Annotated in this window: 15 protein-coding genes; 11 read left to right on the top strand and 4 right to left on the bottom strand. The window is 45.8% G+C overall.

What is annotated here, in order from left to right; translation table 11 throughout:
- Positions 1-305: 305 nt before the first annotated feature.
- A complete protein-coding gene (locus tag MHN00_RS13090) occupies positions 306-1,628 on the bottom strand; it encodes a DUF2252 family protein (protein ID WP_239301395.1) in 1,323 nt (440 codons plus the stop codon).
- A gap of 293 nt (positions 1,629-1,921) precedes the next feature.
- Here MHN00_RS13090 and ahpC point away from each other — a divergent pair, with 293 nt between their 5' ends.
- From ahpC to MHN00_RS13065, 5 genes are all read left to right on the top strand, one after another.
- Positions 1,922-2,485, top strand: coding sequence for an alkyl hydroperoxide reductase subunit C (gene ahpC, locus MHN00_RS13085; RefSeq protein WP_014949268.1), 564 nt, complete (start codon positions 1,922-1,924; stop codon positions 2,483-2,485).
- Between the two features lie 181 nt (positions 2,486-2,666).
- Complete coding sequence (ahpF, locus tag MHN00_RS13080; RefSeq protein WP_014976359.1) at positions 2,667-4,256, top strand: alkyl hydroperoxide reductase subunit F; 1,590 nt, start codon at positions 2,667-2,669, stop codon at positions 4,254-4,256.
- A gap of 267 nt (positions 4,257-4,523) precedes the next feature.
- A complete protein-coding gene (locus MHN00_RS13075) occupies positions 4,524-6,686 on the top strand; it encodes a TonB-dependent siderophore receptor (RefSeq protein WP_239301394.1) in 2,163 nt (720 codons plus the stop codon).
- Between the two features lie 9 nt (positions 6,687-6,695).
- Entirely contained in the window at positions 6,696-7,232 is a 537-nt protein-coding gene (locus MHN00_RS13070; protein ID WP_239301393.1) for a hypothetical protein, read from the top strand.
- 10 nt (positions 7,233-7,242) lie between these two features.
- Positions 7,243-8,727 carry a PepSY-associated TM helix domain-containing protein gene (locus MHN00_RS13065; RefSeq protein ID WP_239301392.1) on the top strand — a complete coding sequence of 495 codons (1,485 nt, stop codon included), beginning with the start codon at positions 7,243-7,245 and terminating at the stop codon, positions 8,725-8,727.
- Positions 8,728-9,041: 314 nt separating this feature from the next.
- On the opposite strand, the gene MHN00_RS13060 is transcribed toward MHN00_RS13065, so the two are convergent.
- On the bottom strand, positions 9,042-9,485 hold the full coding sequence (locus tag MHN00_RS13060) for a demethoxyubiquinone hydroxylase family protein (protein ID WP_239301446.1): 444 nt from the start codon (positions 9,483-9,485) through the stop codon (positions 9,042-9,044).
- 339 nt (positions 9,486-9,824) lie between these two features.
- Here MHN00_RS13060 and MHN00_RS13055 point away from each other — a divergent pair, with 339 nt between their 5' ends.
- From MHN00_RS13055 to MHN00_RS13045, 3 genes are all read left to right on the top strand, one after another.
- Complete coding sequence (locus tag MHN00_RS13055; protein ID WP_239301390.1) at positions 9,825-10,895, top strand: SMP-30/gluconolactonase/LRE family protein; 1,071 nt, start codon at positions 9,825-9,827, stop codon at positions 10,893-10,895.
- Positions 10,896-11,148: 253 nt separating this feature from the next.
- Complete coding sequence (locus MHN00_RS13050) at positions 11,149-12,813, top strand: S41 family peptidase (RefSeq protein WP_014949275.1); 1,665 nt, start codon at positions 11,149-11,151, stop codon at positions 12,811-12,813.
- Positions 12,813-13,232 (top strand): hypothetical protein, encoded by a 420-nt coding sequence (locus MHN00_RS13045; protein WP_239301388.1) that lies wholly within the window; start codon positions 12,813-12,815, stop codon positions 13,230-13,232. The genes MHN00_RS13050 and MHN00_RS13045 overlap by 1 nt, the downstream gene beginning before the upstream one ends.
- Before the next feature lie 91 nt (positions 13,233-13,323).
- Here the strand turns inward: MHN00_RS13045 and MHN00_RS13040 are convergent, their stop codons facing one another.
- Complete coding sequence (locus MHN00_RS13040; RefSeq protein ID WP_239301387.1) at positions 13,324-15,666, bottom strand: YgiQ family radical SAM protein; 2,343 nt, start codon at positions 15,664-15,666, stop codon at positions 13,324-13,326.
- A gap of 254 nt (positions 15,667-15,920) precedes the next feature.
- On the opposite strand from MHN00_RS13040, the gene MHN00_RS13035 reads away from it, so the two are divergent.
- Positions 15,921-16,385, top strand: a complete 465-nt coding sequence (locus tag MHN00_RS13035; protein WP_239301445.1) for an EVE domain-containing protein — start codon at positions 15,921-15,923, stop codon at positions 16,383-16,385.
- 125 nt (positions 16,386-16,510) lie between these two features.
- Here MHN00_RS13035 and MHN00_RS13030 read toward each other — a convergent pair whose 3' ends face one another.
- The gene (locus tag MHN00_RS13030) at positions 16,511-16,921 is read right to left on the bottom strand and encodes a hypothetical protein (protein WP_014976366.1); all 411 of its coding nucleotides are present in this window, start codon (positions 16,919-16,921) and stop codon (positions 16,511-16,513) included.
- 167 nt (positions 16,922-17,088) lie between these two features.
- Between MHN00_RS13030 and MHN00_RS13025 the strand changes: the two genes are divergently transcribed.
- Both MHN00_RS13025 and MHN00_RS13020 read left to right on the top strand, forming a co-directional pair.
- Positions 17,089-19,428, top strand: coding sequence for a TonB-dependent receptor (locus MHN00_RS13025; protein ID WP_014979159.1), 2,340 nt, complete (start codon positions 17,089-17,091; stop codon positions 19,426-19,428).
- Positions 19,429-19,443: 15 nt separating this feature from the next.
- Positions 19,444-21,597, top strand: coding sequence for a bifunctional TVP38/TMEM64 family protein/FAD-dependent oxidoreductase (locus MHN00_RS13020; protein WP_239301386.1), 2,154 nt, complete (start codon positions 19,444-19,446; stop codon positions 21,595-21,597).
- Positions 21,598-21,602 lie beyond the last annotated feature (5 nt).

Genomic DNA, 21,602 nt, shown 5'->3' with positions numbered 1-21,602 from the left:
TTATTTTTAATTCACATAATTACTGTTTCTGCTTTTGCCGAAATAGAAAAAACAGAGTGATATGTGAAGCGCAATTTTCTTATTACTTGAACTACACTAAGGGCATTTGTAAAGGATAGGAATGACTTAACCTTATTCAAGCTGTTTTTAAAATATTGCTTAAATATCAAGTTCTTATCATCTACAGGTAAGTTTACTCATACCTTTAACTCTTAACCAAAAGCTAATATAGGTGTTAAGTAATGCTAACGACACGACTATGACAACAGTTCGTCGGGTAAAAAATACGCTTTTTATTGATATCTTTATTTCAGCGCACGAGTGAACAGCGCATGATCATCAACTACTTGTTCTGTATAAAGATTTGCTATTTTTACGAGCAGGCTTTTTACTTGAGAAAAAGATGTTGATGCTGACGACGCGAATCGTGTACTTCTTCTATCGCCTCGGCAGTGAGCTAGCGCAAGGCTATACCCGCACAATTCGGCAAAATACTCAAAGCCACCATTTATCGCTTTATTTCCCATTGCAATATCTTGTGGGTCGATTCCCACTTTAGCGTGATGTCGGGAGCGAACCAGGTAATGCGCATTTTCAAACTTAACTTCATCAAGCACTAAGTCGGGTTTTCTTTGCATTCTTCGTTGGCATCGAGCTGTAAGGTGTGCAGCATTTAGGCGATTAACCGGGTTAAAATCTGGAAAGTAATAAATAGGCGCCGCAACACGTTGTTGCTTAACCTCGACAATATGACAATGCGCAAAGCTTGCTGAATTATGTGGTTTTGCTGGTCCTACTAAAAAGTAGTAGCGCGCCATATTTACCGACCCGGTACCCGCGTCCAGGCGTTTCACTATATCGACTACCGCATCGTCCATGTAGGGAGCAAAAGCTTCTAGTAGCGTGGCGTATTCTTGTGGGCTTAGGGTAGAAAATTTCTCACTGTTGGCCTTAAACCCCAAGGTCTTGCCATCAAAATGAACGGCTTTAGCCAGCGCACTTTTAACCGTGAAGTCTTCTCCTCCTGCGCTGCGGGCTTTGGCTTTTTTATATAGTTTGGTCAGCTTGCTTGGCACGGCATCTGGGCAGTAGTCTACGGCTTCGTTAATCACCATGGCGTTTTCTACTACTTGGCTACAGGTTTCTACATAACGCTCAATAAATGCGTATTGCGCATTAATAACCTGCTGGTGGCTGACAACAGGTTTAGTGATGTCGATGTTATCGCACGCATACTTTCCATCAACGGTGCCTAGGCAATGTATCTGGGCAAGGTGCAATGAAGTGAGATAACGAAGCACATCCCAATGTGCTCTGCCGACACACGCATCATCAAAGTCGTTGGGTGAGAAGATCACTGTATCTCCGTGAGACCCTTCTTCTGTGAGAAAGCCAAAATTGGAAGTATGACAGTCTCCCATCACGCTGGTGAGGGGAACTGTCTCGCATTCTTTAGGAAAATTGATAAGGCCAGCTTTTATATCAGCGTAAAACAACTGCGCACTGCCTCTGTAGAAAACAAAGGGGCTGGCCTCCATTTTTGCATGCTTTGCCAAAGTGCGAGATGGCGCGTGTCCATCGATTAGCATTATTTCGTGGGAGATGCGCTTTAGTCGGGAGTGGGTCATAGTTTTCTCATTCAGCAGAGCTTAGCCGGTGAAACCGTATTGCAAAACAATCAATCTATTTTGGCTCAATTTTCATCGTTCAATTCAATAACCTGATTAAGCGATTCATTTTTACCAATTAGTTTTTTGTGATTGTGCGCGCTATTCTTATCACCAGTTTCGAGAGGCATGAATTTCGCGTTACGTGAATATCTTCACAAAACTGCAAAACCATGTCGACACAATAAACGTAAAGTTTGTACTCGTATGTGTTTAACGTGCGAAAATAATTTAAACCAAATGGAGAATTAAACATGGCATTGATTAATACTGCTATCAAACCTTTCAAAGCAACTGCATTTAAAGACGGCGAATTCGTAGACGTAAGCAGCGAAGACATCAAAGGTAAATGGGCAGTTTTCGTATTTTACCCAGCTGACTTCACATTTGTTTGTCCAACTGAGCTTGGTGACATCGCTGACAAGTACGAAGAACTTCAGTCACGTGGCGTAGAAGTATTTTCAGTATCTACTGACACTCACTTCACTCACAAAGCATGGCACGATTCTTCTGACACGATCAACAAGATCAAATTTGCAATGATTGGCGACCCAACAGGCGAAATCACTCGTAACTTCGATTGTATGCGTGAAACTATGGGTCTTGCTGACCGCGCTACATTTGTTGTTGACCCAGAAGGCATCATCCAAGCGATGGAAATCACTTCTGAAGGTATCGGCCGTGACGCAGATGACCTAGTACGCAAAGTTAAAGCCGCTCAGTACGTTGCAAACAACCCAGGTGAAGTTTGCCCAGCTAAGTGGAAAGAAGGCGAAGCAACTCTAGCACCTTCACTTGACCTAGTAGGCAAAATCTAAGCAGCACGCTTAGCGCTTAATATATGAAAGCTCAGCGCTTCGTGCATTGCACAGTATTAAGCAAATAATTTGTAGGGAGTGGGTCTCCACTCCCTGATATTAATTTCCAATTTCCGCTTATGTTGTTGACCCTTCAAAAGGTTGGCGGGGATCGGCGTGTCGAAAATAAGGCAGAATAACCGTGTTAACTAAAGAAATTTTACAAGCATTGAAATCATATGCAGAGTCAATGCAAAAAAACGTAACCTTTGTCGTACAGACCGGTGAACATAGCAAGCGTGAAGAGCTTGTGACGTTTCTGTCCGACATTGCTTCAGTAAGCGAAAAATTAAACGTAGAAGAGCGTGACACAAATGGTGAGTTGCGCAGTGCAATCAGCTTTTTGTTGGAAGCTGACGGCGAAGATACGGGAATTCGTTTTTCTGGTATCCCTGGCGGTCACGAGTTTAACTCGCTTGTACTTGCCATGCTGCATGCAGCGGGTACTGAACTTAAGCTAGACGATAGCGTTAAGTCGATGGTGAAAGCGGTGAATGAACCACTTAATTTTGAAGTGTTCATTAGCTTAAGCTGTCACAACTGCCCTGAAGTCGTACAGGCACTTAATCAATTCGCTTTGATTAATCCTAATATCAAGACCGAAATGATCGACGGCGGGTTGTATCAAAATTTAATTCAAGAGCGCGACATCCAAGGTGTTCCTAGCGTATACCTTAATGGCGAGCTATTCGCGAATGGTAAAGTTGATGCCTCTGTGCTTATCAACAAGTTAATTGAACGCGACCCTAGCCTTAAAGAAGCAAACAAAGGCGATGCGTTACCACTTCAAGACGTAACGGTTATCGGTGGTGGCCCAGCAGGTGTTGCATCGGCGATTTACAGTGCCCGTAAAGGCCTTAAAGTTGCCATCGTTGCTGAAACTTTTGGCGGCCAAGTTAAAGATACCATGGGTATCGAGAACCTTATCTCAGTACCTAAAACAACGGGCCCTGAGCTTGTTGGTAACTTGATGGAGCACGTACGCGATTACGACATTACGCTCAAAGAGCACGTACGCGTTGATAGCATTGAGAAAGGCAATATTAAAACCATTACGCTTTCTTCTGGCGAACAGATCCGCACTCGTACGGTTATTGTTGCGACAGGCGCACGATGGAGAGAACTTGGTGTTCCGGGCGAAAAAGAGAACATCGGTAATGGTGTTGCATACTGCCCACACTGCGACGGCCCTTTCTTCAAAGGTAAAGACGTAGCGGTCATTGGCGGTGGTAACTCAGGTATTGAAGCAGCACTTGACCTTGCAGGCATTGTAAAATCGGTGACGGTATTTGAATTTATGCCAGAACTAAAAGCGGATAAGGTGCTTATCGATCAAGCTCAAAAGCGCGATAATATTACCATTATCAAGAACGCGGCAACGCGCCAAATTACTGCTGAAAATGGCAAAGTGAACGCAATTGAATACCAAGATCGCTCAACTAACGAAGTGCACACCCGTGAACTTGCAGGTGTATTTGTTCAAATTGGACTTGTACCAAACAGTCAGTTTATGAAGGGCACGGTAGACATGACGCAGTATGGCGAAATTATTGTTGATACTAAGTGTCATACATCTGAGCCGGGTATATTTGCAGCCGGTGACGTAACAACAGTACCGTATAAGCAAATTGTTATTTCGATGGGTGAGGGCGCGAAAGCATCGCTTGCTGCATTTGAATATTTATTAAGCCATGAAGTGGTTGAGTCTGAACAGGAAAGTGAAGCGGCATAGTCATTAGCCTTTCAGTTCTCATGAGAGTTAAAGCCGAGCTAACGCTGTTAGTTCGGCTTTTTTGTATGCGCGTATCTTTATGTTACTTAACAACCTCGGTTAACGCGTTTTCTGTTACTTATTGATGTTAATGTGAATGATACTGGTTATCATTTGTGTAAATTTTTGCTAAATTAGACGAAAGTACTAATGCAGCCTTCAGTTCACTTCATTCTTGTAATAGGCGAATTGATGGGTCTTAAAAATTAATAACAGAAAACACTCAACATGAATAAGAAATTACTCAGCTTGGCGGTAGCGGCTATCTTAGTGTCTCACGCACATGCTCAGGAAGATGAAAGTGGCGCTGGCTTAGCTATAGATAAGCGAGAAGCAACAGGGGAAAAAGCAGAAGCGAATGCAGTAGAAAAGATTGAAGTAGTGGGCATGCGTTCTCCGTTTGGCGCAACAAAAACAAATACACCGATTGTTGAACTCGCCCGTACAATTTCCATTGAAACCGCATTAGATTTAAAGCAAAAAGGTGTGTTAAATCTTTCTCAGTCTGCCACCTATATGGCGGGCGTGACGGGGGAGTCATACGGATACGCCACCCGAGTCGATTCAATCTCTTCCAGAGGATTAAGTATTCCGCGCTATCGCGACTCAATTCAAGAGTTGTTTGGCAGCTATAATTCTACGCGAGCTGAAATTTACACAATGGAACAGGTTGAGCTGCTTAAGGGGCCTGCCTCTGTACTTTACGGTCAGGGCTCTCCCGGTGGCATAATGAACTATGTGTCAAAAACGCCCACGTTAGGCAAAGGAAGCGAAGTGGTGTTGTCCTACGGAAACTTCGACCGCGCGCAAGTTGGGGTGGATGTAAACGGCAGCCTGTCTGAAGATGATAAGTGGATGGGGCGTTTTGTTGGTATATATCGTAATGCTGACTCTCAGGTTGATTATGTTAGCGATGATACCCAAGTATTGATGCCGTCACTTTCCTTCATGCCTTCTGACGATACAACGCTAACGCTAATCGGGTTATTCCAAGATACTGATAGTGATACAGCAGCGCAGTTTATTCCTGTGGAAGGCACATTATTGCCTTTGGCTGACGGCACTTATTTACCCGACCAAGATGTTTACGCAGGTGAACCAGGGTTTAATAAATTTGATACTAAGTCGAACCAAGTTACTTTGCTTGGCGAGCACTTGATTAACGATACAACGTCACTTTCATTTACTGCCTTATGGCGAGATGGTGAGGCAGACTACCACCAAGCGTGGCCCACTTTTACGGGCGGTACTCGCTATCTAAACGCTTTTGTAGGGGCACCGGTCGCGCCTACCGATACCTTTGTGCCGAGAACGTTTTATCAAGCAGACAATACGTTTAATCAACACGCTTTTGATATTCGTGTAAACAAGGGCTTTGTAACAGGCGCTTTCGAACATGAATTATTAGCGGGTGTACAATATCAACATGTTAAGACTGACGCCAACTCTGCTTACTATGCTGGTGGTGGGGTATTACAAGGTGATTTTAGGTACATTCTGGACTTGGCTAACCCTGAGTACACAGGCGCACCAGAGCAAGCCATTTTCGACGCAATCTACAACGATGCGCCTGAACAGACAGTCACGGACACGGGGTTATACCTGTCTGATCAAATTTCCTATGAAAACTGGCGGGTAACGCTAGGCCTACGTCACGACCGCGTTGATAATGATACGGGCGTAACTGAGCAGGATGACACGCAAACATCATACTCAGCTGGAATTTTGTATCGCTTTGACAACGGCATTTCTCCCTACCTTAGTTACGCTGAGTCATTCGAGACGGTGGTGGGATTAGATAACAATAACAACCAGCTTAAGCCAGAAGAAGGCCGTCAATACGAGGCAGGGATTAAGTATGAACTCTCGTCAATTCCTGGTTTTATCACGCTGGCGTATTACGATATTGAAGTTTCAAATCTTCCTAATCCCAACGGATTACCAGACGAAGCGGCACAACAGCAAGGCGTAACAACCATAGAAGGGGTTGAGCTAGAAGGGCGCGTAGACTTTGGCCAAATTACAGCGCAGTTTGCGGCGTCGGTCTTGGATGCAGAAGATCCTAACGGTTTTTCGTTGTCAGCACAGCCAGACAGCAATGCATCCCTATGGGTAAATTATTCTCCACTTGAGCTTGAAGCGCTAACCGTAGGAGCTGGTATTCGCTACGTGGGAGAATCAGTTTCCGAGAATGGTGTCATCAGATACGACACGCCTAGCTACACCCTTGGTGACCTGATGGTGTCGTATGAGCTTTCAGATAATTTGAATTTGCAGCTGAATGTAAGAAATGTGACCGATAAAAAATATCTCACGTCTTGCTTATTCAGAGGTGACTGTTTCCCTGGTGTACGCAGAACAGTGAACGCGTCGCTAACCTATTCGTTTTAAGGATTTATCATGCTTTCAGTTGCAGCGGGTGGTTTAACACTTGCAGCCTTAGGTGTTATTTATAAAAGTTGGCGCGCTCAAGCGTCAACGTATCTTTATTTGGGTCTTGTCGTATGGCTAGTTGCAGCAGTGTGCTGGTCTTATGCTCAGGGGTGGGAGTTTGGCGTGCTATATGCGCTGTGTATCCCTTCCATTTTAGTGTGGCCTTTTATTGCGTTTAACCAAACGCATTTGCCTCAGCCAAAAAATGTACCTCAGCCGAGGAGCTTTGATTTCTCGCGACGTACAGTTCTAGGGAACATCGCAAACTACATCGTGGTGCTGGTTGTTTTATTGGTTGTGAGCGTGTTATTGACGCTAGGACTATGTGCGCTACTACCATTCTCAATAGCAGGGAAGTTGGCTACAGGTATCGTGCTGTTGCCAATTTTGTGGGGTCTTATTGTTTATCACTACCTTGCTACCGCCCACAAAATTAAAGTTGTTGTTGCTTACGCAGTTTTGGCTGCGCTTTGCCTACCAATACTTATTTTCCTCCCCATGTAGGTGAATATCGATGGATAAAATAACAAAACAAAATGCATTAAATGCACATACTTGGGTAGGCGTTTTTCTGAGTGTACTTCTCTTTTTGGTGTGCTTATCTGGGACCGTTGCGGTTTTTCACTTAGAGTTTGAAAGGTGGGAACAGCCGCATATTGAAGAAATGAAGAATGTTTCTCCTGATGTTGTTGAAAAGGCGATGGACACCTTTTTGGCTCAGAATACGCAAGAGTCTCACCATCTTTATGTGGTTTTCCCTACATCAGATATCCCTCGGTTGGTGGTAGAAAACGATCATGCTGCTTACTTTGCCGACAGTGAAGGTAACTTATTAGAGCAAGAAAGCGTGTCTTTTACCGAAATGCTTGTGAACTTGCACTTGTATCTCAATTTGCCACAAAGTTGGGGAATGATTTTGGTCAGCGCTTTGGGCGCTATCATCTGTACCCTTGTCGTCACTGGAATTATTGCTCACAAACGAATAGCAAAAGATGCTTTTAAACTTCGACGGGGTGGCAACGGTCAGCAAGCACAAATTGATTTGCACAACCGTTTTGGACTATGGGCAGCGCCTTTTCATTTAGTTATAGGTATATCAGGCGCATATTTTGGTATGGCAGGGATCATTTTGGTGGTTGTTGCCTCACTAAACTACGAAGGCGATCGCGACGCGGTTATCCAGAAAATCTTTACGCCAGACCCTGTATTAGCGCCACAGGAAGGTAAACCGGCTATTGGTAGGGCGTTTGCACAAATGGAAACGCTAGCGCCAGAAAAGTCGCCAATATTTTTAACGGTACACGAAGTCGGTGAACCAGAGCAGTTCATCGAAATATATGCCAAGGCACCCAATAGAATGATCTACGCAGAAGGCTATCGATTCGATACGGCGGGTAACTTTATCGGTGTAGCCGGCTATGAATTCGGTGAATGGGGTAAGCAGTTGGTATGGGCGATGTACCGTTTGCACTTCGGTGACTTCGCCGGCCTTACCAGCAAATGGCTCTACTTTGTTCTTGGTGTCATGCTGACCATGCTTTGTGTGTCGGGTATGGAGATTTGGCTGTCTAAGAAGGCGCATCCGCCGTTAGCAAGCAGGCTTTGGTACAGCGCGGTGTGGGGTAGTGTGAGTGCACTCGCATTAACTGCTGTAGCAGATATGTTTTTTACAGGCTCGCTCATCGCCGTTTTTTGGTGCCTTATGCTATTTAATACCGGCATTACAGTGGGAGTTAAATCACTCACAAAGCCGATATGGTTGCTTATATCAGGCCTAAGCGTAATGGTGTTACTCATAGCCTATGCGGCTGTGCACCAAAGCGCGACGCTATCGGTTGCGTCACTTCAGCTTAATATACCTATGGCGGTGTACGTGGTGTGGAGTGTTTATCGTGCTAATACGCTGATTAAGCGAGCTAAAAATGCAGAAACTCAGATTGAAGCCGACGCGAGTAACAACGCGCCTCAATCAGCGCAAGAAAAAAGAGTGAATGCGTAAATCTTATCGTAACTATTAGGGGCTCACAGGAAGCCCCTTAGTTACGCTTCTTTCTTTTCCACGTACCGCCATACATATAGCCATTGCTGGCCTTTGCTCGTTCTTGACAAGCTTTGCATACTATACGCCACGTGTCTTCATCACCACATCGAATACGAAACTGTGTGTCGGCATTGATACCGCAGTTGTCACAGGGCCTTGACGGCCTAACTCTGTTCTTTTTTCCCACTTCAAGCACGTCTCTTTCGTTTTAATTAACAGACTTACTGATACCTATTTTGTAATTACAGGTCACCGCACATAAGCTCAAAACCTTAAATCAGTTTTGCGATTGCAACGGCAATTGAAGAGCCTTTTTCAACGGCTGCGCCCCATAATTTCATTAATAACGACGGCCTTTTTGTCATTAGGAACAGCGCTTCATCTCTGTGATGTTGTTCATCTGCTTGGCATTGTCTAAACCGATTTATAACGTTTGAAGGGGGGATGGCTAACGCAGAAATGCGCTTGCATTGTTCTTCGTAATGCGAATCTACGAACTGCTCTACTCGGTAAATGGTGTAGTAAAAGCAATTAATACCGCAAAGTCTTGGAATAAAACCGGTGATAAACCCAGAAGCTATCCATACAGGTAAAATAAAACTTCCCCTAAAAAGCGGCATTTCGTTTTCAAAGACGGCGAGGTGTCGTCTTTCCGTTTTAAGGTGCTCATGTATGAAGGGTTGTGCCTCGCTTTTTGTGCCAGAAAGATTAACCAGTTTTAAAACACATTCGGCGAATAGAGCACCACGGTATATCCAAACGGCTCCGTCTCTCCCGCGTGGCTCGCACGTAGTTCTTTGTCAACTTGCTTAGCGTGATTATCTCCGAGTGTTTTTGCATAAAATGGCATGACGTACCTCTGTAGCATTTTATAAACAAACGATCTGAAGGGGGGAATGGATGCTACCTAACGAATTTGTAATGCATATTCAAATATGCGCTATTTAGAAAGCTCTGGATGATAGTGTTCTATTTATAAACGAAAGCAGAGTATCGGAGGGTTGCTTGCTATGGTTGATAGATACACAACATGCGTTGCTTGTAGGAGAGCATAAATGAAGGTATTCGGTGGCTTTGTCATTCTGGTTTTAGGGTATTTACTATTGTGGCCAGTTCCCATTGCGCCAATAGGCTGGCAAGCAGCGAGCAGTAGCGGATTTTCGGGGGAGTTTGCGGAAAACAACCGTCTGGCAGATCTTTCGCTTATTGAATTAGGCGCAGATAAAGGGCCGGAGGATTTTGCGATAAACGCTGCGGGAACTATTGCAACCGCCACTCATTCTGGCGCGGTATTACTCAAGAAAAAAGGTGAGGTAGCATTTACTCCGTGGATTAACACTGGTGGACGTCCGCTCGGTATCGAGTTTGATACCAACGGCAACTTATTAATCGCCGATGCTCATCGCGGATTGCTAATTGCAGACCCTGAAGGTGAGCTAACGGTATTGGTTAACCAAGTAGAAAACACTAACGTTGTATATGCGGACGATGTGGATATTGCCGACAACGGCAATATTTACTTCACTGATGCAACTACCAAGTTCTCTGCCAAAGAGTATGGGGGAACGCTGCAAGCGAGCCTGTTAGAAATTTTGGAACATAGAGGCAATGGCAGGCTTATAGAGTACGACCCAGTACGTAGAACGAGTAATGTACTGATGGATGGTTTGGTTTTTGCGAATGGTGTCGCAATAAGCCATGATCAAAATTCAGTGTTGGTCAACGAAACCGGTAAATATCGCGTGTTGCGCTATTGGCTAGTTGGGCCAAAACAGGGTCAAGTGGAGGTCGTGATTGATAATTTGCCGGGATTCCCAGACAACATCAGTCAGGCAACTAGCGGCGCCTACTTTCTGGGTCTTGCTTCGCCTCGCTCCGCTCCCGTTGACGCTCTATCTGACAAGCCTTTCATTCGTAAAATTGTACAGCGTCTGCCACAGTTCATGCGCCCACAAGGCCAAGCATACGGGCACCTTGTTAAAATAAGCGAAAGCGGAGAGGTTTTACAAAGTTATCAAGACCCTAGTGGTGCATTTCCCTTTGTTACAGGCGCAATACAGACAGATGAAGGTGTATATGTGAGTAGCTTAACTGCACGGTCGGTAGGTGTGTTGCAGTTAAACTAGAGACGATAATAAGTATATTGTTACGGCAGAATAAGTAGTCTTCTTTTCTACCGCGATAGAGCGATACGCGTCACGAATGAAACTTACTCATCAACTCTGCAACACGTTTTCTTACATTTCGAAACATTTTAAACTTTTGTTATGTAGTTACGCTTAGAAGGATATGTCACTATCGGCTATGCTAATAAAAGTTGTTTTTAGCACAAGTTTAGTAGTTTTGGGCTAGCCGTTTTAAAAGGATATTTTCTAAATCATGAAAGCGTATACGTATTCTTCTGTTGCACTTGCAGTCACGATTTCTCTTCTAGCTGGATGTGGAGGCGGCTCAGGCTCGTCTAATACCCCTCCTGTGGTGACAACGCCTACCACGCCAACGACACCTGTAACAACAGAGCCAGAATGGGAAGCGGGGGTGTATGAACCGCAATCTCAATATCTAGCGAAATGTGAGACTCCTAGAAGCGGTATTGATCCTTTTACTAATAGGGCTTACCCAGATACACAAGGTACCGCCATGGATGAAAAGCTGTGGCTACGTACTTGGACTAATGACACTTACTTGTGGTACGACGAAGTAGATGACAATGACCCTGCAAATTTCTCAGTGTTGGGATATTTTGATCAGCTTAAAACCAATGAACTAACGCCAAGCGGTACGCCAAAAGATAACTTCCACTTTTCACAAGACACTGCCGAATATAACGAACTGTCTCAATCGGGGATTTCATCGGGCTATGGGTTTGATTGGGAATTTGGTTCAACAACCGTGCCGAGAGTACTAACAGTGCGATTCACTGAGCCGGGTTCACCTGCAGCTACTGCTGGCGTGCCTCGCGGTGCGACCCTTTCGCGTATAAACGGCGTCGACTTTGTCAATGACAACACGCAGCAGGGCGTCAACGCGATTAATGCTGCTCTGTTTCCGGAAGACGCAGGTACGGTTACAAGCTTTGAGTTTGTGCAGGTTGATGGTTCAACTCTCTCAGTAGACATCACCTCCGGCGATATCAGCGTAACGCCGGTTCAAAACGCAAAGGTACTCGATACCGAAAACGGCAAAACGGGCTACTTCCAATTCAATACCTTTATCGTTACCGCGCAAGAAGGGTTGATTGATGCGTTCGATATGTTTGTTGAAGAAAATGTGACCGAGCTCGTTATTGACCTTCGCTACAACGGCGGAGGACGTTTGGCGCTAGCTTCACAGCTTTCCTATATGATAGCGGGTCCGAACCAAACCAATAACGCAACCTTTGAAACATTGCGTTTTAACGATAAAAACCCAAACACCAACCCTGTCACCGGAGAGACTATTCGTCCAACACCGTTTTACCGCAATGTTATTGACTATAACGCAGGGCAACTTACCGACACGCTTCTGCCTAGCCTTTCGCTGACGAAGGTTTACGTTTTAGCCACGGGTGCAACATGTTCAGCAAGTGAAGCGGTAATGAATGCACTTCGTGGTATTGATGTAGAAGTAGTGCAAATTGGCTCTACTACTTGTGGTAAGCCGTATGGGTTCTACCCAACAGACAATTGCGGTGAGACCTACTTTACTATCCAGTTCCAAGGGGTGAATAACAAAGGGTTTGGTGATTATGCTGATGGTTTCATGCCTACCACCACGCCTAATTTCGATTTTGAGTTGCCGGGGTGTGAAGTTGAAGATGACTTTACCGCAAGCTTGGGTGATCCAAATGAAGGGATGCTGTCAGCTGCATTGGAATATGCTGCTACAGGCTCATGTCCCGAAGTTGTCACGTCAAACGGCGTGGCGGATGTCAAAGCACTGCGCAGTAACCAAAGTGCGTTAGGGGGCGAAAAGCTCATTCCTATCGACAAGCCTGAACAACGCAAAGAGAACTTTATTTTACACAACAAAATAAATCAGCCTGTTATTCAGGAACGCAAGTAATGTCGCTTCCTAATAAAAAAGGAAAACTGCTAAAAGGAAGACTGCTAGCTGCACCTCTCGCCATACTTTTGCTCTCGGCGAGCGGATGCGCGACAACGCAGGAGGCTGAGTTACACGAGGCAGTAACCAAATCCATGAGTGTGAGTCAAAAGCAAGCTATTGAAAGTAAGATCAGCAACTGGTTTGGTGGTCTAAACATAACGATAGCCGAGGATGCATTCAGTCAAACCGCGAGCATAACGATTGAGCGTAAAGCAAAGGTTGATAGTAGGGGATTACCTATTGACGGAAGACACGACAACCCTGTTTATAGTTTTACGCTGCTAAGTGATGGTGAACAGTGCGTGTTGCGTAACGACCAAAGTGGGGAACTTACCAAGCTTGAAAATGTGACCTGTTATATAGTGGACGAGACATAAGTCGAGGTAAATCGACGAAAGCGCAATGTCATCGTTGACAATAGGCCTTAAAAAAACGCCCAGAGTTTACAAGCTCCGGGCGTTTTTGTTTCTATCGTTTGTGCATGCTTGGCTGCTTTTGCGTGCGGCCGCGACTGTTGCCGCCGCTATTATTTCCTTTCGAAGCGTTGCCTCTGTTCTTATTCCCGCCGGTGTCGTTACGCTGCTGTGCTGTGTTACCACGATCTTGCTTGTTAGCGTTGGAATTACGTCGGCTCTTATTTACGCCGTTACCGCCTTTGCTGCTCTTGCCCTGAAAGGTAGGAGGAAGCCCAGTATGTTTGGTCAATGCGCGTTCACCACGACGGCCTTTTTGCGCTTTTTGGCGTTTTTCATCTGCTGTTTCTGGCGGAACAAGGTGCTGAGGACCACGGCCTATCAAATCTTCGCGCCCCATACGTTTAAGTGCTTCACGAATTTGCGCAAAGTTTTTCGGGTCGTGATAACGCAACATCGCCTTGTGTAATCGACGGTGAATTTCACCTTTTGCAGAAGGCACCTCTTCACTGTCTTTAGTGACCTTGCGAAGGGAATTTACCTCGGTATGGTACATGGTGGTAGCCGTTGCCATTGGCGACGGATAGAAGTTCTGTACCTGATCGAGCTTAAATTTGTTTTCTTTAAGCCAAATCGCAAGGCTTAGCATGTCTTCGTCGGTGGTACCCGGGTGCGATGCAATAAAGTAAGGAATTAAGTACTGCTTTTTACCTGCTTCTTGTGAGTACTTATCAAATAGCTCTTTGAAGCGGTAGTAGCTGCCCATGCCCGGTTTCATCATTTTTGAAAGCGGGCCATCTTCGGTGTGTTCTGGAGCGATCTTTAAGTAGCCGCCTACGTGGTGAAGGGCCAGTTCTTTCACGTATTCCGGATCTTCTACCGCTAGGTCGTAACGCACGCCTGAAGCAATCAATATCTTTTTAATTCCAGGCAACTCACGAGCACGGCGGTATAAATCGATAGTCGGCTTATGGTCCGTGTCCATGTGCGCACAAATGCTAGGGTACACACAAGAGGGACGACGACATGTAGCTTCTGCTTTAGGGCTCTTACAACGCAGGCGATACATGTTCGCCGTCGGGCCGCCTAAGTCTGAAATAACACCAGTGAAGCCCGGTACCGTATCGCGTATTTGCTCTATCTCGCGAATAATAGAGTCTTCAGAACGGCTTTGAATAATACGCCCTTCGTGTTCGGTAATAGAACAGAAAGTACAGCCACCATAGCATCCGCGCATAATGTTGATACTGAAGCGGATCATATCGTATGCAGGGATTTTTGCATCGCCATACACAGGGTGAGGCACACGCTGATAGGGCAAATCAAATACCGCGTCCATTTCTTCGGTTTCAAGCGGCATGGCCGGTGGGTTAATCCAAATGTGTCTGTCGCCGTGGCGCTGCATTAGCGCGCGAGCACAACCTGGATTGGTTTCTTGGTGCAAAATACGAGAGGTATGTGCGTATAACACCTTGTTGTCTTTCACCGTCTCGTACGCAGGTAGCTTAACGTACACGTTTTCCCAAGGCTTACGCTTTTCTTTCTCTTTTTGCGCAGGCTGAATAACAATGGGCGCGGCTTCTGGCGCTTCACTGCTTTTGGCGTCTTTATCCTGCGAATCGCACTCGGGCTCCATCTGGTAGGGGCTTGGAATGGCGTCTATCTTGCCCGGCCTGTCTAGAGAGGTCGAGTCAACACCTTGCCACTCTGGCAAGGCTTCTTTAACGATAATCGCAGTACCGCGAATGTCTCGCAAATCGGCAATATCTTCACCTGCCGCTAAGCGATGAGTGACTTCAACAAGAGGACGTTCGGCGTTACCGAAAAAGAGCATATCCGCTTTGGAATCGAACAGTACAGAGCGGCGTACTTTTTCACTCCAATAGTCGTAGTGCGCAATGCGACGTAAGCTGGCTTCTATGCCACCCACAATCACAGGCACACCTTTAAACGCTTCACGGCAGCGCTGTGAATACACGGTAACCGCACGATCAGGGCGCTTGCCACCTACATTGCCTGGCGTGTAAGCGTCATCGTGACGAAGCTTTTTGTCAGACGTGTAACGGTTTATCATAGAGTCCATATTGCCGGCTGTTACGCCGAAATACAGGTTGGGTTTACCCAACTTCATGAAGTCGTCTTTGCTGGTCCAGTCTGGCTGAGAAATAATTCCCACGCGAAAACCATGTGCTTCAAGTACTCGGCCAATCACCGCCATACCAAAACTAGGGTGATCTACATACGCATCGCCCGTTACCAAAATAACGTCACAGCTGTCCCAGCCAAGGGCATCCATTTCTTCCTTCGACATGGGGAGAAACGGCGCAGTACCCAGGCAGTGTGGCCAATATTTAGGGTAAGAAAACAGACCGCGATCGGCCTTAATGGTGGCTTGCATAGTAATCACATCTAGATAAATCAGAGAGTTGCTGAGCTTAAATTAGGCTGTAGCTCAGAATAAGTGCGTAATTATAGCAGTGTTGGCCAAGCTAAGGTATAGCACTGTCATTAAATTAAAGAGCTTTGTATACTCACTTAAATCAACAAGCTGTAAAGCTAGCCATGAGCGCAGGTTTTTATAAGCGCTTCAAATGCCCGCATTTAGCGAATGACAGGCTTGTCTATTTACAACGAAGAGAATTAACGACGACTATGGCGTATTGGCTATTTAAAACAGAACCTGATGCATTTTCAATCGATGACTTGGCAAACCGCCCAGAGCAAACGGAACCGTGGGATGGCGTAAGAAATTACCAGGCGCGTAACTTTTTACGAGACGGCGTTAAACGGGGTGATAAAGTATTTATCTATCACTCAAGTTGCAAGCTGGTGGGCATTGCAGGTGTTGCTGAAGTGGTAAGAGACGGCTACCCGGACACCACGCAGTTTAACCCTGAATCAAAATACTACGATCCTAAATCAAGTCAGGATAACCCCCGCTGGTATCGCGTTGACGTGAAATTTGTAGAGAAATTTTCAAGCGTTCTGCCGCTTTCAGTGATTAAAATGATGGACGGTATTAATGAACTGCCATTGGTCAAAAAAGGTGGAAGACTGTCAATCATGCCTGTAGAAGAGGCTGAATGGCAGCAACTGTATGCTGCTGCCAAACAGTAAGTTAAATGCTAAAAAGCGTAGCCGTCATATCTTGTTAGCTTGCTAAAGATAAATATAAGGGCTATCGCTATGCGCTAACTTTCTAGCGTGCTGTGTATCTAGCGTGTTTAGCTAACGAATAGCTGTTACTTGCCAAAGGCAAATTTAGTATCGGCATCGCGCAATAGGAAAAGTGCAAAGCACGCGCCCCACATTGGCCATGCAGCAAAAAACAGCAGGTGATTAAAGGCATCTAGATACTGCGGGAATGAAGACAGAGTAGACCCACCGTGAAGAATAAAAATAAGACCGTAGGTGTATTTTTTCGCAAGTCCCGCTAAGAATGCCAAAACCAGCGCAAGCTGCAGTGCGCCCATAACGTAAACGGCCATTTCAGGCACGCCGCCGATACCATAGAACTTTTCAAAAATGGCCATGCCGTGGGCTGGGTTAACAAACTTATCGAGTGTCCATACGAACATAACGATAAATATTGTTACGCGAAGAGAGAGTAACGACCATTGTAGTCGGTTTTGAATATCGGTGTTGTTTTGCATACATGCTCCAAAAGTATAATAGTGCAAGCATACTAGAACGACCGTTCAAAATAAAAATTTCAATTAATTTTGTGTTTTTTAATATTTTTTTGAAAATTAAATGTACTGAAATTTTTTGTGACGCGTATCGGTCTTGTCGAACAAGAATTAAAAATACGGATCTGTTAATGAAAAAAGTAATCGGCCTAGCCGTTAGCACACTCGCACTTGCCATCAGTCAATCGCTCTATGCCCAACAAGCGGCAGATATTGAAGTGGTTGAGGTAACCGGAAACCAGCAGAGTTTAGATACGCTAAATCCTGGTGATAACACACTTAAAGGCATTTTCGGTAGCGGTTTAAGTGCAGCTGAGACACCTAGAGCGGTGACGTCACTGTCGGCACAAGCGATAGAGGCACTTAACATTAACGATTTACACGACATCGTAAAAGCGGCGCCCAACGCGTACGCCTCTAGCGGCTTTGGCACGCCAAGCCTGCCCAGTATACGCGGCCAATTAGGTGAGCTTTTTCAAGATGGTATAAGACGTCAAGCAGGCAACAATGGCTTTGGTTTGCCTTTGTCGTTCAATAGCGTTGAGCAAATTGACGTGGTGAAAGGGCCGTCGCCAGTGTTGTTTGGTAGCACGCAGCGCAACGGTGGCTTTGTAAACCTTCAAACAAAGGTTGCGCCGACCACAGAAAGCAAGGGGAAAGTCACCCTTCGCGCCGGGCGCTGGGATCAGTATTCAGCGCAAGTGGATTACGGCACAGCTATAGAAGAAGGTAAAAGTGGTATTCGCTTTAGTGCAGAGTACTTAGACCATGGCAGTTTCTACGATTTTGCCGAGCGCGATAGCACGAACCTGTTTGTAGCCTATCGCTATACGCCAAGCGATGTACTGACGTGGGATATCAGCGCGGAGTATTATGACACAGACTATCCAGACAACGCAGGTATCAACCGCCCAACGCAAGACCTTATCGATAACGGTATTTATATTACTGGGCAAGGCACTCAGCCGAATGGCAGTACAGTACCGGGGGCAGGTGCTATCATTTCTCCTACTGGAGAAGTGGTTATTCCTCGCAACCGCGTATTCACAAATCCTGACGACATTAACGGTGCTGAAACTACGGTTATTCGAAGCAGTGTCGAATACAAAATGACTGATAACGTGGCGCTTCGCAACATTACTTATTATCAATATCTTGAACGTGAAGAAATAGCGCAAAATAGCTTTGTTGAGATCATTGACGGGGCTGACACGTTCGAAAACCGTACTGAGCTAGATTATAAGTGGAACGACAGCCAAACCACGACTGTAGGGTTAGCGCTACGCTACAACGACGTGTTGGGCTATAGCCAGTTTACCACTGAGGCCGATAATCCGATTGATTTAACCGGGCCTATCTCAAACCGCGTTATTCCGCTTACCGATGCCCAAAAAGCCCGATTAGTTGAGCTGCGTCCTGGCGTATATGTTTCACCGGGGGCGCAATACGACGTAGACGGTGATGGTAACGGCGATTTTAACTTGTCAGACACCACCGACTCTACCGCATGGCAAACAGGCCTGGCGCTTCAGCAGCGCTCGACGTGGACCGATAAATTTTCAACGATTGCTGGCGTACGTGTTGATTACTATGACGTAGACGCGCGTGACCCACTAGCGCCGATTGGTGTTGAAGCAGCTTCAGATTCGTACAGTGATACATTAACCAGCTACCAGTTAAGTGCAGTGTACAAATTAACGGGTGATGTAAATGTTTACGCGGCGTTTTCAGAAAACGACGCAACATCGAACAGCATGGCGGGTGGCACGGTGTTAGGCGGTAATAACGAGATTAACCCGCTTAACTTTGCTACTGAAAATACGCTGTACGAAGTGGGTGTAAAATATGCGCCAAACAGCAGCTGGTATGCAGAGGCCGCTGTGTTTGACCAAACCCGAAGCCTACGTAACCGTGATGGCAGTAACAGTGGTGTGAAAACGCAAGGTTTCGAACTACAAATGTTCTATCAAGCAGACGATGTTTGGATCAATGCCGCGTATAGCTATTTAGACGCGCGTTTTGATGATTCAGCGGCGTTTCAAGGTACGGCGCAGGTTATTGATGCGTTTGATAATAGTCGTCCTGATATTATTGAAGGTACAGGAGTAGGATCACCTTCTTTTGCCGCGTTCCCTGCATCAGACAGTCGCGTTCAGGGGATCCCGCCACAAATTGCTTCTATTAACGCTGGCTGGCAAATTACGGATGACCTGCAAGTGGGGGCAAGTGCGCTCTATACCAAGTCATTCCCACTAGACTTTCTGCAAACGGTGCATATTCGCGACCAATATACGGTTGATGTAAATGCAGACTATCAAGTAACAGATGACCTTCGATTGCGTTTAGATATCATTAATGTGACCGATGAAGAAAACTGGCAGCCGCTGTTTGAAGGTGGGTATTTCGGTGCGACACTTGTCATGCCAAACGTACCTCGTCACGCTCAAGTTACCATGCAATACGCGTTTTAAGCGCTAAGGATATTTATGTTTAAGAAAATAGCGCTTTTAGGGGTTATTGTTGCCGCCATATTTAGCTTTTTTTATTTTGATTTAAATAGCTATCTAACCCTTCAAGGTATGAAGGATTCACTCGATACGTTTCAATCGCAGATTGCTCAAAACCCGGTATTAAGTATAGGTGTGTTCTTTGCCATTTATGTTGCCGTAACTGCACTTTCTTTGCCGGGTGCGGCTATTTTGACCCTGGCAGCAGGGGCTTTGTTTGGCCTGGTTCAAGGCTTAGTTATTGTATCGTTTGCCTCGAGCGTAGGGGCAACGCTGGCGTTTTTAGTTTCACGCTTCATATTACGCGACACCGTGCGAAACAAGTTTAAAGAAAAGCTTAAAAAGATTGATGAGGGCGTGGAAAAGCAAGGTGCGTTTTACTTATTTACCCTGCGCTTGGTGCCAGTATTCCCATTTTTCCTGATCAACCTGTTGATGGGACTAACGTCGCTTAAAACCTGGACATTCTACTGGGTAAGCCAAGTGGGCATGCTTGCGGGCACCGCGGTATATGTAAATGCGGGTACTCAACTTGCCCAAATAGACAGTTTGTCTGGCATTGTCTCGCCTGGGCTTATCTTTTCATTTGTACTTTTAGGCATATTCCCTTGGATAGCTAAAGCTATCGTAGCAGTAGTCAATCGCCGTCGCGTGTACAAAGGCTACAGCAAGCCAAAGAAGTTTGATTGCAACTTAGTGGTTATTGGAGCGGGTGCAGGTGGTTTGGTTACCAGCTATATTGCTGCTGCGGTGAAAGCAAAAGTCACGCTGGTAGAAGCCGGCGAAATGGGCGGCGACTGTCTCAACTACGGCTGCGTACCGAGCAAAGCCATTATAAAAACGGCAAAAGTGGCCAATCAAATGCGTCATGCTGATAACTATGGTTTAGAGCCGGTAACACCCGCTATGTCGTTTAAAAGGGTGATGGCACGTGTGCACGAAGTGATTGCGGCAATCGCGCCTAATGACAGTGTAGAGCGTTACACTAGCTTGGGTGTTGATGTTGTAAAAGGCTATGCGAAAATCATCGACCCTTGGACGGTGGAAATCAAAAAGAACGATGGCGGCACCCAAACACTAACCACAAAAAATATTGTGGTTGCTACAGGTGCAGCACCATTTATTCCCGAATTACCAGGCATTGAGCAAAGCGGCTATGTCACCTCTGATACCTTGTGGACCAAGTTTGCTGAACTTGAAGACGCGCCAAAACGTTTAATCGTATTAGGTGGCGGGCCTATTGGTTGTGAGCTCGCCCAAGCCTTTTCACGCCTTGGCAGTGACGTAACGCAAGTTGAGCGTGCCCCGCGTTTAATGGGCCGGGAAGATGCGGATGTGGCGGAGTATGCTGAGTCTGTGCTTAGAGAGAGCGGCGTAAACGTATTGACGTCCCATGATGCGCTTCGCTTTGAACAACAAGACGGTGAAAAAGTACTGGTTGTAGCGAAAGAGGGTGTTGAATCTACCATTGCCTACGACGAAGTCATTGTGGCTGTGGGACGAAAAGCCCGTTTACATGGTTTTGGTCTGGAAGACTTAGGTATTCAGTTTGATAGAACAATTGAAACAGACGAATACTTACAAACCCTGATGCCTAATATCTTTGCCGCTGGCGATGTAGTAGGGCCTTATCAATTTACCCATGTGGCCGCCCACCAGGCATGGTACGCTGCAGTCAACGCTCTTTTCGGCACGTTTAAGAAATTCAAAGTTGATTATCGCGTTATTCCATGGACAACCTTCATCGATCCGGAAGTAGCGCGGGTGGGCATTAACGAGCGTGACGCTGCCGAGCAAGACATTGACGTTGAAGTAACGCGATACGAGTTTGCAGAGTTAGATCGTGCTGTTGCGGAAAGTGCCAGAAAAGGGTTTATTAAAGTGCTCACGCCACCGGGTAAAGACAAGATATTGGGCGTCACTATCGTCTCGGAACACGCAGGAGATTTACTGGCTGAGTTTGTTATTGCGATGAAGCACGATCTGGGGTTAAACAAGATCCTTGGCACTATCCACGCTTACCCAACATGGGCTGAAGGCGCAAAGTATGCAGCAGGGAATTGGAAGCGCGCAAACGCGCCTGAAAAATTGCTCAGCTATGTAGAGAAATTCCACACGTGGCGCAGAGGATAGTTAAT

The organism is Alteromonas sp. Cnat2-8, assembly GCF_022348355.1.
GTDB lineage: Bacteria > Pseudomonadota > Gammaproteobacteria > Enterobacterales > Alteromonadaceae > Alteromonas > Alteromonas macleodii.
The sequence above is the reverse complement of the archived record's forward strand: the minus strand, read 5'-3'. Positions and strand labels throughout refer to the sequence as shown.

Bases quoted from the DNA above. Each gene is read 5' to 3' on its own strand.
- MHN00_RS13090 (WP_239301395.1), bottom strand. From the start codon at position 1,628: ATGACCCACTCCCGACTAAAGCGCATCTCCCACGAAATAATGCTAATC.
- ahpC (WP_014949268.1), top strand. From the start codon at position 1,922: ATGGCATTGATTAATACTGCTATCAAACCTTTCAAAGCAACTGCATTT.
- MHN00_RS13075 (WP_239301394.1), top strand. From the start codon at position 4,524: ATGAATAAGAAATTACTCAGCTTGGCGGTAGCGGCTATCTTAGTGTCT.
- MHN00_RS13070 (WP_239301393.1), top strand. From the start codon at position 6,696: ATGCTTTCAGTTGCAGCGGGTGGTTTAACACTTGCAGCCTTAGGTGTT.
- MHN00_RS13065 (WP_239301392.1), top strand. From the start codon at position 7,243: ATGGATAAAATAACAAAACAAAATGCATTAAATGCACATACTTGGGTA.
- MHN00_RS13055 (WP_239301390.1), top strand. From the start codon at position 9,825: ATGAAGGTATTCGGTGGCTTTGTCATTCTGGTTTTAGGGTATTTACTA.
- MHN00_RS13050 (WP_014949275.1), top strand. From the start codon at position 11,149: ATGAAAGCGTATACGTATTCTTCTGTTGCACTTGCAGTCACGATTTCT.
- MHN00_RS13045 (WP_239301388.1), top strand. From the start codon at position 12,813: ATGTCGCTTCCTAATAAAAAAGGAAAACTGCTAAAAGGAAGACTGCTA.
- MHN00_RS13040 (WP_239301387.1), bottom strand. From the start codon at position 15,666: ATGCAAGCCACCATTAAGGCCGATCGCGGTCTGTTTTCTTACCCTAAA.
- MHN00_RS13035 (WP_239301445.1), top strand. From the start codon at position 15,921: ATGGCGTATTGGCTATTTAAAACAGAACCTGATGCATTTTCAATCGAT.
- MHN00_RS13030 (WP_014976366.1), bottom strand. From the start codon at position 16,921: ATGCAAAACAACACCGATATTCAAAACCGACTACAATGGTCGTTACTC.
- MHN00_RS13025 (WP_014979159.1), top strand. From the start codon at position 17,089: ATGAAAAAAGTAATCGGCCTAGCCGTTAGCACACTCGCACTTGCCATC.
- MHN00_RS13020 (WP_239301386.1), top strand. From the start codon at position 19,444: ATGTTTAAGAAAATAGCGCTTTTAGGGGTTATTGTTGCCGCCATATTT.